At 72.4% G+C, this 14,192-nt stretch carries 11 protein-coding genes and 1 pseudogene; 6 read left to right on the plus strand and 6 right to left on the minus strand.

Translation table 11 applies throughout. The annotated features are described in order from the left end of the window. Positions 1 to 108: 108 nt before the first annotated feature. Complete coding sequence (locus P2424_RS09775; protein WP_276475378.1) at positions 109 to 1,269, minus strand: PP2C family protein-serine/threonine phosphatase; 1,161 nt, start codon at positions 1,267 to 1,269, stop codon at positions 109 to 111. A gap of 148 nt (positions 1,270 to 1,417) precedes the next feature. Here P2424_RS09775 and P2424_RS09780 point away from each other — a divergent pair. After that, positions 1,418 to 1,998: pseudogene (locus tag P2424_RS09780) on the plus strand (GNAT family N-acetyltransferase). A 4-nt stretch (positions 1,999 to 2,002) separates the two neighbouring features. On the opposite strand, the gene P2424_RS09785 reads toward P2424_RS09780, so the two are convergent. Both P2424_RS09785 and P2424_RS09790 read right to left on the minus strand, forming a co-directional pair. Then, positions 2,003 to 2,836, minus strand: a complete 834-nt coding sequence (locus P2424_RS09785) for a DNA-formamidopyrimidine glycosylase family protein (protein WP_276475379.1) — start codon at positions 2,834 to 2,836, stop codon at positions 2,003 to 2,005. Positions 2,837 to 2,839: 3 nt separating this feature from the next. Further along, on the minus strand, positions 2,840 to 3,325 hold the full coding sequence (locus P2424_RS09790) for a ribose-5-phosphate isomerase (RefSeq protein WP_019358119.1): 486 nt from the start codon (positions 3,323 to 3,325) through the stop codon (positions 2,840 to 2,842). A 260-nt stretch (positions 3,326 to 3,585) separates the two neighbouring features. Between P2424_RS09790 and P2424_RS09795 the strand changes: the two genes are divergently transcribed. After that, a complete protein-coding gene (locus P2424_RS09795) occupies positions 3,586 to 5,130 on the plus strand; it encodes an amino acid permease (RefSeq protein WP_276475380.1) in 1,545 nt (514 codons plus the stop codon). A gap of 124 nt (positions 5,131 to 5,254) precedes the next feature. Here P2424_RS09795 and P2424_RS09800 read toward each other — a convergent pair whose 3' ends face one another. Continuing rightward, positions 5,255 to 5,860 carry a biotin transporter BioY gene (locus P2424_RS09800; protein ID WP_276475381.1) on the minus strand — a complete coding sequence of 202 codons (606 nt, stop codon included), beginning with the start codon at positions 5,858 to 5,860 and terminating at the stop codon, positions 5,255 to 5,257. 328 nt (positions 5,861 to 6,188) lie between these two features. Between P2424_RS09800 and P2424_RS09805 the strand changes: the two genes are divergently transcribed. Both P2424_RS09805 and P2424_RS09810 read left to right on the plus strand, forming a co-directional pair. After that, positions 6,189 to 7,643 (plus strand): amino acid permease, encoded by a 1,455-nt coding sequence (locus tag P2424_RS09805; protein WP_276475382.1) that lies wholly within the window; start codon positions 6,189 to 6,191, stop codon positions 7,641 to 7,643. Positions 7,644 to 7,821: 178 nt separating this feature from the next. Next, entirely contained in the window at positions 7,822 to 8,463 is a 642-nt protein-coding gene (locus tag P2424_RS09810; RefSeq protein ID WP_276478901.1) for a superoxide dismutase, read from the plus strand. A gap of 222 nt (positions 8,464 to 8,685) precedes the next feature. Here the strand turns inward: P2424_RS09810 and P2424_RS09815 are convergent, their stop codons facing one another. Next, positions 8,686 to 9,315, minus strand: a complete 630-nt coding sequence (locus tag P2424_RS09815) for a disulfide bond formation protein DsbA (RefSeq protein WP_276475383.1) — start codon at positions 9,313 to 9,315, stop codon at positions 8,686 to 8,688. Between the two features lie 205 nt (positions 9,316 to 9,520). Here P2424_RS09815 and pepN point away from each other — a divergent pair, with 205 nt between their 5' ends. Continuing rightward, positions 9,521 to 12,154 (plus strand): aminopeptidase N, encoded by a 2,634-nt coding sequence (gene pepN, locus P2424_RS09820; protein ID WP_276475384.1) that lies wholly within the window; start codon positions 9,521 to 9,523, stop codon positions 12,152 to 12,154. A 60-nt stretch (positions 12,155 to 12,214) separates the two neighbouring features. On the opposite strand, the gene P2424_RS09825 is transcribed toward pepN, so the two are convergent. Then, a complete protein-coding gene (locus tag P2424_RS09825) occupies positions 12,215 to 13,201 on the minus strand; it encodes a LysR family transcriptional regulator (protein WP_276475385.1) in 987 nt (328 codons plus the stop codon). Positions 13,202 to 13,433: 232 nt separating this feature from the next. Between P2424_RS09825 and snpA the strand changes: the two genes are divergently transcribed. Beyond that, positions 13,434 to 14,114, plus strand: a complete 681-nt coding sequence (snpA, locus tag P2424_RS09830) for a snapalysin (RefSeq protein ID WP_276475386.1) — start codon at positions 13,434 to 13,436, stop codon at positions 14,112 to 14,114. Positions 14,115 to 14,192 lie beyond the last annotated feature (78 nt).

The raw sequence follows: 14,192 nt of genomic DNA on the forward strand, positions 1-14,192 counted from the left end.
GCCCGCTGCTGGGCGAGGAGTCCGCCAGGGGGTCGAACATCCGGACAGCGGGTGAGCGGGCGCCGTGCCGGTTGACCGCGTCGGCCGCGGCGGCGCGCCATGGAGCCGTCAGTCGCGGCAGATCAGCAGCAGCGCCCGGTCGTCGTTGACGTCGCGCGCCACCGACTCGATCAGGTGCCAGGCCGCGCCGTGGAAGCTCGTGGCGACGTAGCGGTCGGCCTCCCCGGTGAGCCGGTCCATGCCCTCGGTCAGATCCCGTTCCGCGGTCTCCACCAGCCCGTCGGTGAAGAGCATCAGCACGTCCCCGCGCCGCAGGGTCCCCTTGACCGGGTCGAACTCGGCACCGTCGTAGACGCCCAGCAGCGGCCCCTCGGCGGCCTTCTCCTCCCATTTGCCGGAACCGGCGTTGAGCTGCATCGCCGGTACGTGCCCGGCGGAGAGCAACTCGTAGTCGCCGCTGTCCAGATCCAGGACGAGGTGGACGGAGGTGGCGAAGCCCTCCTCCCACGACTGGCGGAGCAGATAGCCGTTGGCCGCGGGCAGGAAGGCGTGCGGCGGAAGGGAGCCCAGCAGACCGCCGAAGGCGCCGGAGAGCAGCAGGGCGCGGGAGGCGGCGTCCATGCCCTTGCCGGAGACATCGGTGAGGACCAGTTCCAGGGTCCGGCGCCCCGGGCCGGTGCGCGCGGCGACGACGAAGTCCCCGGAGAAGGACTGCCCGCCCGCCGGGCGCAGGGCCATCTCGTGGTGCCAGCCGGCCGGCAGCTTGGGCAACTTGCTCTGCACCCGGATGCGTTCGCGCAGATCGAAGAGCATGGTGCCGCCGCGCCGCCAGGGCACGCCCACCCGGCTGCGGAACTGCGCGATGAGCAGCCCGGAGAGCCCGGCCGCCGCCACCACCAGGATGGTGCCCGGCGTCACGCGCCCGCCGTCCGCGGACTCCCAGGGCGGCAACAGCAGCGACTCGACCATGAGGGCGACCGCGGCGGCGGCGTACAGCGCCAGCAGGCTGGCGGGCCGCAGCAGCAGGCCGCCCGCGATGAGCGGAAGCACCAGCGCCTCGGGGGCGCACCACAGGGGGGTCAGTACGGTGGCGCAGGCCAGGGCCGGGACGGTGAGCAGCAGGCCGACCAGCGCGACCCAGTCGGAGGCACCGCCGCGGAAGTAGTCGACAGCGGACCTGCGCAGGGTGGTGCGGGCCCGGTGCCAGGTCTTCTGCGCCTGGTGCAACCGGGCCGTGGCTGCTGAGAGTCCCACGCGGCGGTCCGCCATGCTCCCGGAGCCTAGCCACCCCGTCGGCGAGCCGTCGATTCCCGGCAGCTGCCGGGAGGTGTGCGGGGGGTCCGCGCGCTCAGGGGGCGGCGCGCCAGCGGACGAATACGTTCACCCACGTTCGAACTGCCCTGCTAGTGATGGCAGTATGACAACTGAGCCGCAGGTTCTCCAGCCATCCGAGTGGGACGCCTGGTACGCGTCCCTGCTGAGTGCCTTCACCGCGGACGAGACGTCCGAGGAGCGGGAACTGAACCATTCGCTGACCGAGTCGGAGCGCTCGATCGGGTGTGCGACGAGGGGCGCCCGGTGGCCACGGCGGGGCTGCTGTCGTTCCGGATGGCGGTGCCCGGTGGCGCCGTCGTCCCGGCGGCCGGGGTGACGATGGTGAGTGTGGCGCCCACCCACCGCCGGCGGGGGTTGCTGCGCTCGATGATGCGGCGGCAGCCCGACGTCGTACGGGAGGCCGGCGAGTGCTGCCCGTGGAACACGGGCCGCTGGCGGCTGTCGGGCGACGATAAGGGGGCCGTGTGCGAGCCGACCGGGGACGCGGCCGATCTGTCGTTGTCCGTGCGAGAGCCGGGCCGCGCCTGTCTGGGCGGGACCTCACCGGCCGCGCCGGCCGCGGCCGGACTGGTACGCGAGCAGCGGCCGGGCCCGGGCGCGCTCGCGGCAGCCTCCGCGGCCTTCGGGAGCGAGGTCCAGCCGTGGCTGCCGCACGGGTTCTGACCGGTCACCGGCGCTGGCAGGAGGGGCACCAGAACAGGTTGCGGGCCGCGAGTTCCGCGGTGGCGACCGGGCCGCCGCACACCAGGCAGGGGAGCCCGGCCCGGCGGTAGACGTAGACCTCGCCGCCGTGGTCGTCCACGCGCGGCGGGCGTCCCATGGCCTCGGGGGTGTGCTCGCCGCGCACGGTGTCGATGCGGTTCTTGCGGACGCCGTCGGTCATCAGCGCGACGAGGTCGTCCCACAGCGCTTCCCACTCGGTGCGGGTGAGGTCCCGACCGGCGCGGTAGGGGTCGATGCCGTGCCGGAAGAGCACCTCGGCGCGGTAGACGTTGCCGACCCCGGCGACGATCTTCTGGTCCATCAGCAGCGCGGCGACGGTGGTGCGGCTGCGGGAGATCCTCGCCCAGGCGGCTGCCGGGTCGGAGGCGGGGCGCAGCGGATCGGGGCCGAGCCGGTCGCCGACCGCCTGCTTCTCCGGTTCGGTCAGCAGTTCGCAGCGGGTGGGCCCGCGCAGGTCGGCGTAGTGCGGCGGGGCCGCCGGGTGCTCGCCTGGGCGGGTGGCCAGCCGCAGCCTGACCTGCCCGACGGGTGCCGGGGGCGGACCCTCGTCGAACCGGAAGGTGCCGTAGAGGCCCAGGTGGATGTGGACCCAGCCGATCGGGCCGAAGCCCAGGAACAGGTGCTTGCCGTGCGCCTCGGTGCCGGTCGGCGCCGCGCCGTCCAGCAGCGCGGCGCCGTCGGCGAACTTGCCCTGCGGGCTGGAGACGTCCAGCGGGTGTCCGGCGAACCGGTCCGCGATCTCGCGGGCGAGCCGGTGGATGGTGTGGCCCTCGGGCACGGCTCAGGGCTGGGGGTGGTGCGCGGGCACGGGCGGCAGTTCGCCGCTGCGCTCGAAGTCGGCGAGCATCGCGATGCGGCGCCGGTGCCGCTCGCCCTCGGAGAAGGGGGTGTTCAGGAAGGTCTCCACAAAGGAGACGGCCTCTTCGGTGGTGTGCATCCGGGCGCCCACGCTGACCAGGTTGGCGTCGTTGTGCTCGCGGGCCAGGGCGGCCGTCTCGGTGCTCCAGGCCAGGGCGCAGCGGGCGCCGGGCACCTTGTTGGCGGCCATCTGCTCGCCGTTGCCGGAGCCGCCGATGACGATGCCGAGCGCGTCGCCGTCCGCGGCGGTGCGCTGTGCGGCGCGCAGGCAGAAGGGCGGGTAGTCGTCCTCGGCGTCGTAGATGTGGGGGCCGCAGTCGACGGGCTCGTGGCCGGCGGTGCGGAGCCACTCGACGAGGTGGTTCTTGAGTTCGAAGCCGGCGTGATCGGAGCCGAGGTAGACGCGCATGACGGAGAGTGTGCCATCTCCGCGGGGCGACCGGCCGCCCAGGGCGCGGGCAGGCGGCGCCGTCGGGCGGCACGGGCCGGGCAGGGCGGCGCGGGGCACGGTTCGGACGGCGGAGCAGGACGTGTTTCTCAGCCGTACGGGAGGTTTTCCCGATGTTCCGTAGGCAACAATCGTGATTCACCTCTTCCATAGGGGGCAGGAAGGGCCGTTACATGTGAGCGCTCGTTTGCACACCACCCTCATTAGGAGCCGGCTGCCCCATGAGTTCCCAGCACACCCCGCGTACGTCGGGGGAGCCGCCACAGAGTCCGCCCGCACCCGGTCCCGGGGACGGTGACGGCCTCCAGGCGGGCCTCAAGAACCGCCATCTGTCCATGATCGCCATCGGCGGCGTCATCGGCGCCGGGCTCTTCATCGGCTCCAAGGCCGGTATCGCGGACGCCGGTCCCGGCATCCTGCTGTCCTACGCACTCGCCGGGCTGCTCGTCGTCCTGGTGATGCGGATGCTGGGCGAGATGGCCGCCGCCCAGCCGACCTCCGGGTCCTTCTCCACCTACGCCGACCGTGCGCTGGGCCGCTGGGCCGGGTTCACCATCGGCTGGCTGTACTGGTTCTTCTGGTCCGTGGTGCTCGCCGTGGAGGCGACCGCGGCCGCCGAGATCCTGGAAGGCTGGGCGCCCGCGGTACCCCAGTGGGGCTGGGCCCTGCTGGTGATGCTGGTACTGACCGGCACCAACCTGATCTCCGTCGGCTCCTACGGCGAGTTCGAGTTCTGGTTCGCGGGGATCAAGGTCGTCGCGATCATCGCGTTCATCGTCATCGGTGTGATCGCCTTCGCGGGTCTGCCGCCCGCCGACCACTTCGCGGGAGCGGAGAACCTGACCGGGCACGGCGGATTCCTGCCCAACGGTCCCGGAGCGATCCTCTCCGGCATGCTGCTGGTGGTCTTCTCGTTCATGGGCAGCGAGATCGTGACCCTGGCCGCCGCCGAGTCGCCGAACCCGGTCGACGCCGTACGCAAGGCCGTCAACAGCGTGATCTGGCGGATCGGGCTGTTCTACATCGGCTCGATCTTCGTGATCGTCTCGCTGCTGCCCTGGGACTCGAAGGCGATCGCCTCCGAAGGCCCGTACGTGGCCGTACTGAACTCGCTGGACATCCCGTACGCGGGCACCGTGATGGACATCGTGGTGCTCACCGCCGTGCTCTCCTGCCTGAACTCGGGCCTGTACACCGCGTCGCGGATGGCCTTCTCGCTGGGTGAGCGCAAGGACGCGCCGGCCTCCTTCGGCCGCACCAACGGCCGCGGTGTGCCCACCACCGCGATCCTGGCCTCGGTGGCGTTCGGGTTCATCGCCGTCTTCTTCAATTACATCGCCAAGGACACGGTCTTCGAGTTCCTGCTCAACTCCTCCGGCGCCGTCGCTCTGTTCGTCTGGCTGGTCATCTGCGCCTCGCAGCTGCGGATGCGGCGCCGGATCGAGCGGGAGACCCCGGAGAAGCTGACCGTGCGGATGTGGCTGTACCCGTATCTGACCTGGGCGACCATCGGTCTGATCGTCTTCGTGATCGGCTACATGTTCACCGACGAGGACGGCCGGGTCCAGATGGTCCTGTCGCTGGCAGTCGCCGCCGTGGTGCTGGTGGCCTCGCTGGTCAAGGACCGGATCGTCGGCCGGCGGGGCGAGCCGCTCCCCGGCGTCCCCGCCCCCTCCGGGGAGGACGGCACCGGGCCGGACGCCACCGCGGCCGGCCGGGTGCCGAAGCCCGCCGGGGAGGCCGACCCGCAGGCGACCCGCCGCTGACGGCACCCGGAAGGCGGCCCGCCGCGGGCAGGCCGCAGCAGAACCGAGGGGCCCGGCGCCGCGACGGCGCCGGGCCCCTCGGGCACAGCGGATGCGTGGCCCGCTTACGGGCCGGGCGCGGGTGTCAGTCCTGGCGGCCCGCCAGCTTCCAGGCCGCGGGCAGCGCGCCCATCGCCAGCGCGGCCTTGACGGCGTCCCCGACCAGGAACGGCACCAGCCCGGCGGCGAGCGCCGCACCGGCCGACATACCGGTGGACAGGGCCAGGTACGGGACCCCGAACGCGTAGATGATCGCCGTGCCCACCGCCATGGTCCCGGCCGTGCGCAGCACACCGCGGTCACCGCCCCGGCGGGCGAGGGCGCCCACGGCGAGCGAGGCCAGCACCATGCCGAACACATAGCCGAGCGAGGGCATCCCGACTCCCGAGGACGCCTGCGCGAACCACGGCACCCCGGCCATGCCCGCCACCGCGTACAGCGCCAGGGCCAGGAAGCCGCGCCCGGCACCCAGTCCGACGCCGATCAGCAGCGCGGCGAAGGTCTGGCCGGTGACCGGCACGGGCGAGCCCGGGATCGGCACCGCGAGCTGGGCGGCGGCGCCGGTCAGCGCGGCGCCGCCGAGGACGAGCGCGACGTCCCGGACCCGGGCGCGCGCTGAGCTGGAGGCGGGCAGCAGATCCGCGAGCACGGCTCCCGGACGCGGTGTGGCTGCGGAAGTGAGGGCACTCATCTGGCATCTCCGTCTGGTGCGAGCTGGTAGAAGCAGGCACGGGCGCGCAGAGCGTCGGCCTCGTGCGCGTCGACGCTAGCCGAATCCGCTCGTGCGCCGAGCGTGAGCGGGGCGTGAGCTTGCTGACAGTGCGGGGCACGGAAGGGCCGGTTCGCCCCGGTTCACCGCCGAAGGGGGCTGTCCGCATTGCGGAAAGCACTGCACGATTATTGCCGTGCCGGGGCAGGCTCCCGAACACTGTGGAAACGCCAGTCTCCCCGATGGCTGCGGGACCACGCGCAGCGCCCCGTCCCCCGCTCACCCTCACACACTCCAGGAACGGCCACTGATGACGCGCACCGAGACCTCCGACGCGCCACACCCGCCCGGCGGACCCGCCACGCCGTCCGGCCCCCCGGAGGGCACCGGCCCCTCCGGCGGCACCCTCGCGCACGGCCTCAAGCAGCGCCACCTCTCGATGATCGCCCTGGGCGGGGTGATCGGCGCGGGGCTCTTCGTCGGCTCCGGCGCCGGCATCGCCGCCGCGGGCCCGGCGATCGTCCTCGCGTACGCCGCCTCCGGCGCGCTGGTGATGCTCGTCATGCGGATGCTGGGCGAGATGTCGGCGGCCCGCCCGGCCTCCGGCTCCTTCTCCGTCCACGCGGAGCGGGCCCTGGGACCTTGGGCGGGTTTCACCGCGGGCTGGATCTACTGGACGCTGCTGTGCGTGGCCATCGCCACCGAGGCGACCGCGGCGGCGAAGATCACGACCGGCTGGCTGCCCGGGACCGAGCAGTGGATGTGGGTCGCGCTGTTCATGCTCGTCTTCTGCGCCACCAATCTGGCCCAGGTGCGGAACTTCGGCGAGTACGAGTTCTGGTTCGCCGCGGTGAAGGTGCTGGCCATCAGCGCCTTCCTGGTGCTGGGCGGGCTCGCGATAGCCGGCCTGCTGCCGGGCACCGACTCGCCGGGCGCCGGCAATCTGACCGGGGACGGGGGCTTCTTCCCGACCGGCACCGAGGGACTGATCGTGGGGCTGCTCGCCTCGGTGTTCGCGTTCGGCGGTCTGGAGACGGTGACGATCGCGGCCGCCGAGTCGGAGAAGCCGGTCTCGGGCGTCGCCAAGGCGGTCCGCACCGCGGTGTGGCGGATCGCGCTGTTCTACGTCGGCTCGATGCTGGTGATCGTCACCCTGATCCCGTGGCAGGACGAGTCGGTGCTCTCCGGTCCGTACGCCGCGGTGCTGGACCACCTCGGGATCCCGGCCGCCGCGCAGATCATGAACGTGGTGGTGCTCATCGCGCTGCTGTCGGCGATGAACGCCAACATCTACGGCGCCTCGCGGATGTCGTTCTCGCTGGTGGAGCGGGGCGAGGGCCCGGCGTTCCTGAACCGGGTGAGCGCCCAGGGGGTGCCGCGCTACGCGGTGGTCGCCTCGTCCCTTTTCGGCTTCGTGGCGGTGCTGCTGAACTTCTTCTGGGAGAAGACGGTCTTCCAGTGGCTGCTGAACATGGTCGGCGCGGCGACGCTGGTGGTCTGGGGCTTCATCGCCGTCTCGCAGTTCCGCACCCGGCGCCGGCTGGAGCGTGAGGCGCCCGAGAAGCTGGTGGTGCGGATGTGGTTGTTCCCGGGGCTGACCATCGTGGCGCTCGCCGGGATCGCCGCGGTGCTGCTGCTGATGCTCCGCGAGGGCGACACCCGCACCCAGCTGGCGTTCACCGCGGGTCTGACGGTGGTGCTGGCCGTGGTCGGGTACCTCCGGCAGCGCCGGCGTCCGCAGGCCCCGGCGCCCGCGGACGGCTGACCCGCCCGCAGGTCCTGACAGCCCCTCAGTGCGCGGCCGGACCTACGACTTCCGGCCGATCCCGAAAGAGCGGAGCGCCCCCCCGTGCGCGGGGGCGCTCCGCTCTTTCGGTACCCATTGCTGCTAGCTTCTTTTTGCAAGTAATATGCAATAGCGAGTGAGGGGCGAGAGCATGTCGATCACGACCTACACCTTGCCGGAGCTGCCGTACGACTACTCCGCGCTGGAGCCGGTCATCAGCGGCGAGATCATCGAGCTGCACCACGACAAGCACCACGCCGGGTATGTGAAGGGGGCCAACGACACCCTGGAGCAGCTCGCGGAGGCCCGGGACAAGGACCAGTGGGGCTCCGTCAACGGGCTGGAGAAGAACCTCGCCTTCCACCTTTCCGGGCACATCCTGCACAGCATCTACTGGCAGAACATGACCGGCGACGGAGGCGGCGAGCCGCTGGAGAAGGACGGCACCGGCGAACTGGCCGACGCCATCGCCGAGTCGTTCGGCGGCTTCGCCAAGTTCAAGGCCCACCTCTCCAAGGCGGCGGCCACCACCCAGGGCTCGGGCTGGGGCGTGCTGGCCTACGAGCCGGTCACCGGACGGCTCATCGTCGAACAGGTCTACGACCACCAGGGCAACGTCGGGCAGGGCTCGGTGCCGCTGCTCGTCTTCGACGCCTGGGAGCACGCCTTCTACCTGCAGTACCGCAACCAGAAGGTGGATTTCGTCGAGGCCATGTGGCGCGTCGTCAACTGGCAGGACGTCGCCGCCCGGTACACCGCGGCGAAGGAGCGCGCCAACAGCCTGCTGCTCGCCCCGTAGCCCAGGAGCACACCCCTCGGCTGCGATGAGCCTTCCACCCTCGTGATCGTCTTCTCACCTTTCCCGGGGGCGGAGGATGGCGGGGCCCCTGCGTGGACGTGACACGCAGGGGCCCCGCGCACTGCGCGCCCGCACCCGCACGTCGGGCGGGCCCCGGCCGCCGCGCCGCGCGGGACCCGCACCCCCGGACGGAGCGGCGGCCCGGCCACCGGCGGAGGCCCGTCAGTCGAAGAGCGGGCCCACGTCGCGCGTGCGCTTGATCTCGAAGAAGCCGGGGGTCGAGGCCACCATCAAGGTGCCGTCCCACAGCCGGGCCGCGGCCTCGCCCTTGGGCGCCGGGGTGACCACCGGGCCGAAGAAGGCGATCCGCTCGCCGTCCGCACCCGGCACGGCGATGACCGGGGTGCCGACCTCCTGGCCCACCAGCCCGATGCCCTCCTCGTGCGAGGCGCGCAGAGCCGCGTCGTAGGCGTCCGAGTCGGCGGCGTCGGCCAGCGAGGCCGGCAGCCCGGCCTCGGCGAGCGCCTCCAGGATCACCTCCCGGTCCAGCTCCCGCCCGCCCGGATGGGCGCGGTTGCCCAACGCGGTGTACAGCGGGCCCAGCACCGCGGAGCCGTGCTCCTGCTCGGCGGCCACGCACACCCGTACCGGGCCCCAGCCGCGGGCCATCAGCTCCCGGTAGCTCTCCGGCAGTTCATCCAGCCGCTTCTCGTTGAGCAACGCCAGGCTCATCACGTGCCAGCGGACCTCGATCGGCCGCAGCTTCTCGACCTCCAGCATCCACCGGGAGGTCATCCACGCCCAGGGGCACAGCGGGTCGAACCAGAAATCGGCGGGCGTCTTCTCGGGCATGAGCCTCTCCTCAGGGACGACGGTCTACTGCACCGCGGCCGCTGCCGCGGTGTGACGATGATCTCGAACGCCGACAACGCACCGGCCCGGCGACAGCATTCCCGGGTGTGCCCGCTCGGCGCCGCATGCGATCCTGAACAGGCTGTCGACCCTGCGGTCCGCGCCACGCGGCGGGGACCGCGACCGATCGGAGAGGAAGCGCGGCGTGCCCGGAGAGAACCTGACCCGCACGGAGGCCCGGGAGCGCGCGGCGCTGCTGACCGTGAGCGGGTACGACGTGGCGCTGGACCTGCGCTCCGCCATCGAGCCGCCGCCCGCCACCGGACCCCGCACCTTCCGCTCGACCACCACCATCCGGTTCGCCTCCGCCGAGGAGGACGCCACCACCTTCGTGGACCTGGTGGCCCCGCACGTCCACTCGGTCACCCTGAACGGCGAGACGCTCCGGGTCGAGGAGGTCTTCGACGGCGCCCGCGTGACGCTGTCCGGGCTGCGGGCCGCGAACGAGGTGACGATCGACGCGCAGTGCGCCTACAGCCGCACCGGCGAGGGCCTGCACCACTTCCTCGACCCCGAGGACGGGCAGGTCTACCTCTACACCCAGTACGAGCCGGCCGACGCGCGCCGCGTCTTCGCCACCTTCGAGCAGCCCGACCTCAAGGCGCCCTTCGACTTCACCGTCACCGCCCCCGCAGGCTGGACGGTGCTCAGCAACGGAGCCCAGGAGGGCGAGCCGCGCCCGGTGGACGACGGAGCCGCGGCCCTGTGGCGGTTCGCCCGCACCGCGTCCATCTCGACGTACATCACCGCCGTCGTCGCGGGCCCGTACCACTACGTCGCCGACACCTACCGGCGCACCCTCGAGGACGGCAGCGAGCTGGAGATCCCGCTGGGCGCCCTGTGCCGCAAGGGCCTGGCACGCTACTTCGACCCGCAGGACATCTTCACCGTCACCAAGCAGGGCCTGGACTTCTTCCACGACCACTTCGACTACCCGTACCCGTTCGGCAAGTACGACCAGGCGTTCGTGCCGGAGTACAACATCGGCGCCATGGAGAACCCGGGCTGCGTGACCTTCCGCGAGGAGTTCGTCTTCCGCGGCAGGGTCACCGAGGCCTCCTACGAGAGCCGCGCCAACGTCATCCTGCACGAGATGGCGCACATGTGGTTCGGCGACCTGGTCACCATGGAGTGGTGGGACGACCTGTGGCTCAAGGAGTCCTTCGCGGACTTCATGGGCGCCTTCGCGCTGGTGGAGTCCACCCGCTTCCGGGACGGCTGGATCACCTTCGCCAACCGCCGCAAGTCCTGGGCCTACCGCGCCGACCAGCTCCCCTCCACCCACCCGGTCACCGCCGACATCCGGGACCTGGAGGACGCCAAGCTCAACTTCGACGGCATCACCTACGCCAAGGGCGCCTCCGTCCTCAAACAGCTCGTGGCCTACGTCGGCAAGGACGCCTTCCTGGAGGGCGCCCGGCGCTACTTCAAGCGGCACCAGTGGGGCAACACCCGGCTGGAGGACCTGCTGTCCGTACTGGAGGAGACCTCCGGCCGGGACATGGCCGAGTGGTCCAAGGCGTGGCTGCAGACCGCCGGGGTCAACACCCTCACGCCGCAGCTCACCTACGACGCGGCCGACCGGGTCACCGAGCTCGCCGTGCTGCAGGAAGCCGCCTCCGCCGAGCACCCCGTGCTGCGCCCGCACCGCGTCGCGGTGGGCCTCTACCGGCGCGACCCGGCGCGGGGTGTCCTGGAGCGCTACGCCCGAGCCGAGGTCGACGTCGCGGGCCCGCGCACCCCGGTCGCCGAACTGGCCGGTGCCCGGCGGCCGGACCTGGTGCTGGTCAACGACGACGACCTGACCTACTGCAAGGTCCGGTTCGACGAGGCGTCCCTGGCGACCCTGCGCGAGCACCTCGGCGAACTCACCGACCCCGACCCCGGCCCCTCCGGCGCCGGGCACTCGCTGGCCCGCGCGCTGTGCTGGTCCGCCGTGTGGAATCTGACCCGGGACGGGCTGATGCCGGCCCGGGACTTCATCGACCTGGTGCTGCGGTTCGCCGGGCAGGAGACCGAGATCGGCGTGCTGCAGATGCTGCACGGCCAGGCGAAGCTGGCCCTGGACCACTACACGGCTCGCGAGCGGCGCCCCGAGGCCGGGCGGCTGCTGTCGGAGTGCGCGGTCACCCGGCTGCGGCAGGCCGAGCCGGGCAGCGGACACCAGCTGGCCTGGGCCCGTTTCCTCGCCGCCGTCGCCTCCCGCGAGGAGGAGCTGCGGCTGCTGCAGGGCCTGCTGGCCGGCACCGCCCGGATCGACGGGCTGGCGGTGGACCAGGAGCTGCGCTGGACCTTCCTGGGGGCCCTGACCGCCGCCGGTCTGGCCGACGAGGAGGCCGTCGACGCCGAACTGGCGCGGGACGACACCGCCTCCGGCAAGCGGCACCAGGTGCGCTGTCTGGCCGCCCGTCCCTCGGCCGCGGTCAAGGCGCAGGCGTGGGCCTCGGTCGTGGAGTCGGACGCGCTGTCCAACTCGCTGGTCGAGGCGACGATCTCCGGCTTCGCGCAGCCCGGTCAGACCGAGCTGACCGCGCCGTACACCCCGCGCTACTTCGAGATGCTGGAGACGGTCTGGGCCACGCGCTCGATCGAGATCGGCATGGCGATCGTGCGGGGCCTGTTCCCCGCCGCGCAGGGCGACCAGGCCACGCTCGACGCCGCCGACGCCTGGCTGACCGGGCATCCGGACTCCGCACCCGCGCTGCGGCGGCTGGTCGCCGAGGCCCGGGACGACCTGGCCCGGGCGCTGCGCGCCCAGCGCGCCGACGCCGCCGCATAGTCCCGCTCGGCGTGCCGGTCCCGCCGCCGGCCCGCGGCGGGACCGGCCCGGCGGCACTCCTCAGGCCACGACGGGGAGTCCGGGGTCGCGCCGGGCGGCCAGCCAGCGCGCGTAGGCGGGGCTGCCCAGCGCCACCTCCTCGTAGGAGGCGCGCAGATCCTCGACGACGCCGTCCCCCTCGACGCACGCGTGCCGTCCGGCCCGCAGCGCCACCACCAGCCGCACCCCGAGCGGATCCCCCGCCAGGGGGACGATGGACATGCCCGGCCGCGGCTGTGAGGTGGGCTGGCACGGGGTGACGACCTCCCCCGCGGCGACCAGGTCGCCCGCGGACAGGTAGTCGCCGTAGACCACCCGCGGATCGATCCGCGCCGCCGTGAACACCCGGCGCAGCCCGTCCCAGTCGCCGTCGACCGACGGGTCGACCATCCACTTCTCCCCGGCGAGCTCCGCGACGGCCACGGCCCGACCGGTCCGCGCCGCCGGATGGGTGGCGGGCACGGCGACGAACTGGGGCTCACGCCGCACCAGGACCTGCAGTCGGATGCCGTCGGGGACCCGCAGCGGGGCGCCCTCGACCTCGTGCACGAAGGCGGCGTCGAGCTGGTTGTCCGCGACCATCTGCAGCAGCGTGTTCGCCGAGACATCCGTCTGGAAGGTGATGTCGGTCTCCGGCAGCCGGCGGTGCAGGCGGCGCAGCCAGCCGGGGACGGCCCTGCTGCCGGTGCTGCCGAGCCGCAGCCGCGCCCCGGGGTCCGCGTGGCCGAGCCCGGCGGCGTCCTTGGCCTCCCGGATCAGCTCCGTCATCTGCGCCACGATCGGCCGGGCGCGGGTGAGGACGGTGCGGCCCAGCGGCGTGGGCCTGCTGCCCGTCCGCTCCCGGTTGAAGAGCGGACCGCCGACGGCCTGTTCGATCCGCCTGAGCTGGGTCGTCAGCGAAGGCTGCGTCATCCCGAGCTGGCGGGCCGCCTTGTGCACGCTGCCGGTGTCGGCGATCGCACACACTGCACGAAGATGCCTCACTTCGAGCTCCACACCGCGGAGCATATCGGCGGGTCGCGGGTCCCACCAGAGAGCGCCGGACCGGTGAACGGTGCGCGAACGCGCGTGCGGCACGGGGGGATTCACCGGTCCTATCGGGAGTTGGCATCATTCCGGAACGCCCTCCGTTCGAACAGACTCTCCCGGAGCAGCAATCCGTCCGGAGGGACCGGCGGCGCCCCCCACGCCAACATCCCAGAGCGGCGCCGGTTTCTCCGAAACCAAGGAGAGACCCCCCATGGAATACCGCAGATCGGCTCTTTCGGCGGCGCTCGGCCTGGGCGTGACCGTCGCACTCGGCCTGGGTGCCGTGCCCGCCTCCGCCGCGGACGACGCAGCCGCCGCCCGCCCCGCGGCGTCCTCGACGGCAGTCTCCGCCACCACCCAGGGCTTCACCGGCGAGAACCAGCAGCGCAACGAGAAGTTCTTCAAGTTCATCGTCAAGGAAGCCTTCAAGAAGCAGGCCGCGAAGCCGGGCATCCAGCAGGTCACCATCAACTACAGCGCCAGCGGCGCGCCCTCGTTCCGGAGCGAGATCGCCAACAGCACGGCGGTGTGGAACTCGGCCGTCTCGAACGTGAAGCTCGCCGAGGGCGGCGGGGCCAGCTTCGACTACCGCGAGGGCAACGACTCGCGCGGCAGCTACGCCTACACCGACGGGCACGGCAACGGCTACATCTTCCTGGACTACGCGCAGAACCAGCAGTACGACTCCGACCGCGTCGTCGCGCACGAGACCGGTCACGTGCTCGGTCTGCCGGACCACTACTCCGGGCCCTGCAGCGAGCTGATGTCGGGCGGCGGCCCCGGCACGTCCTGCACCAACGACCAGCCCGACGCCGCCGAGCGCGCGCGGGTCGAGCAGCTGTGGGCGAACGGCGTGGCGTCCGTCGCGTTCGAGAACGTCGGCTTCAAGTAAGCCGCACCCGCAACTGATCCACCCCCCGCACGTCGGCCCCCGGTCACCACCGGGGGCCGATGCGCGTGCGGCGGCGAG

Source organism: Streptomyces sp. WMMB303, assembly GCF_029351045.1.
In the GTDB taxonomy this organism is placed as follows: Bacteria; Actinomycetota; Actinomycetes; order Streptomycetales; family Streptomycetaceae; genus Streptomyces.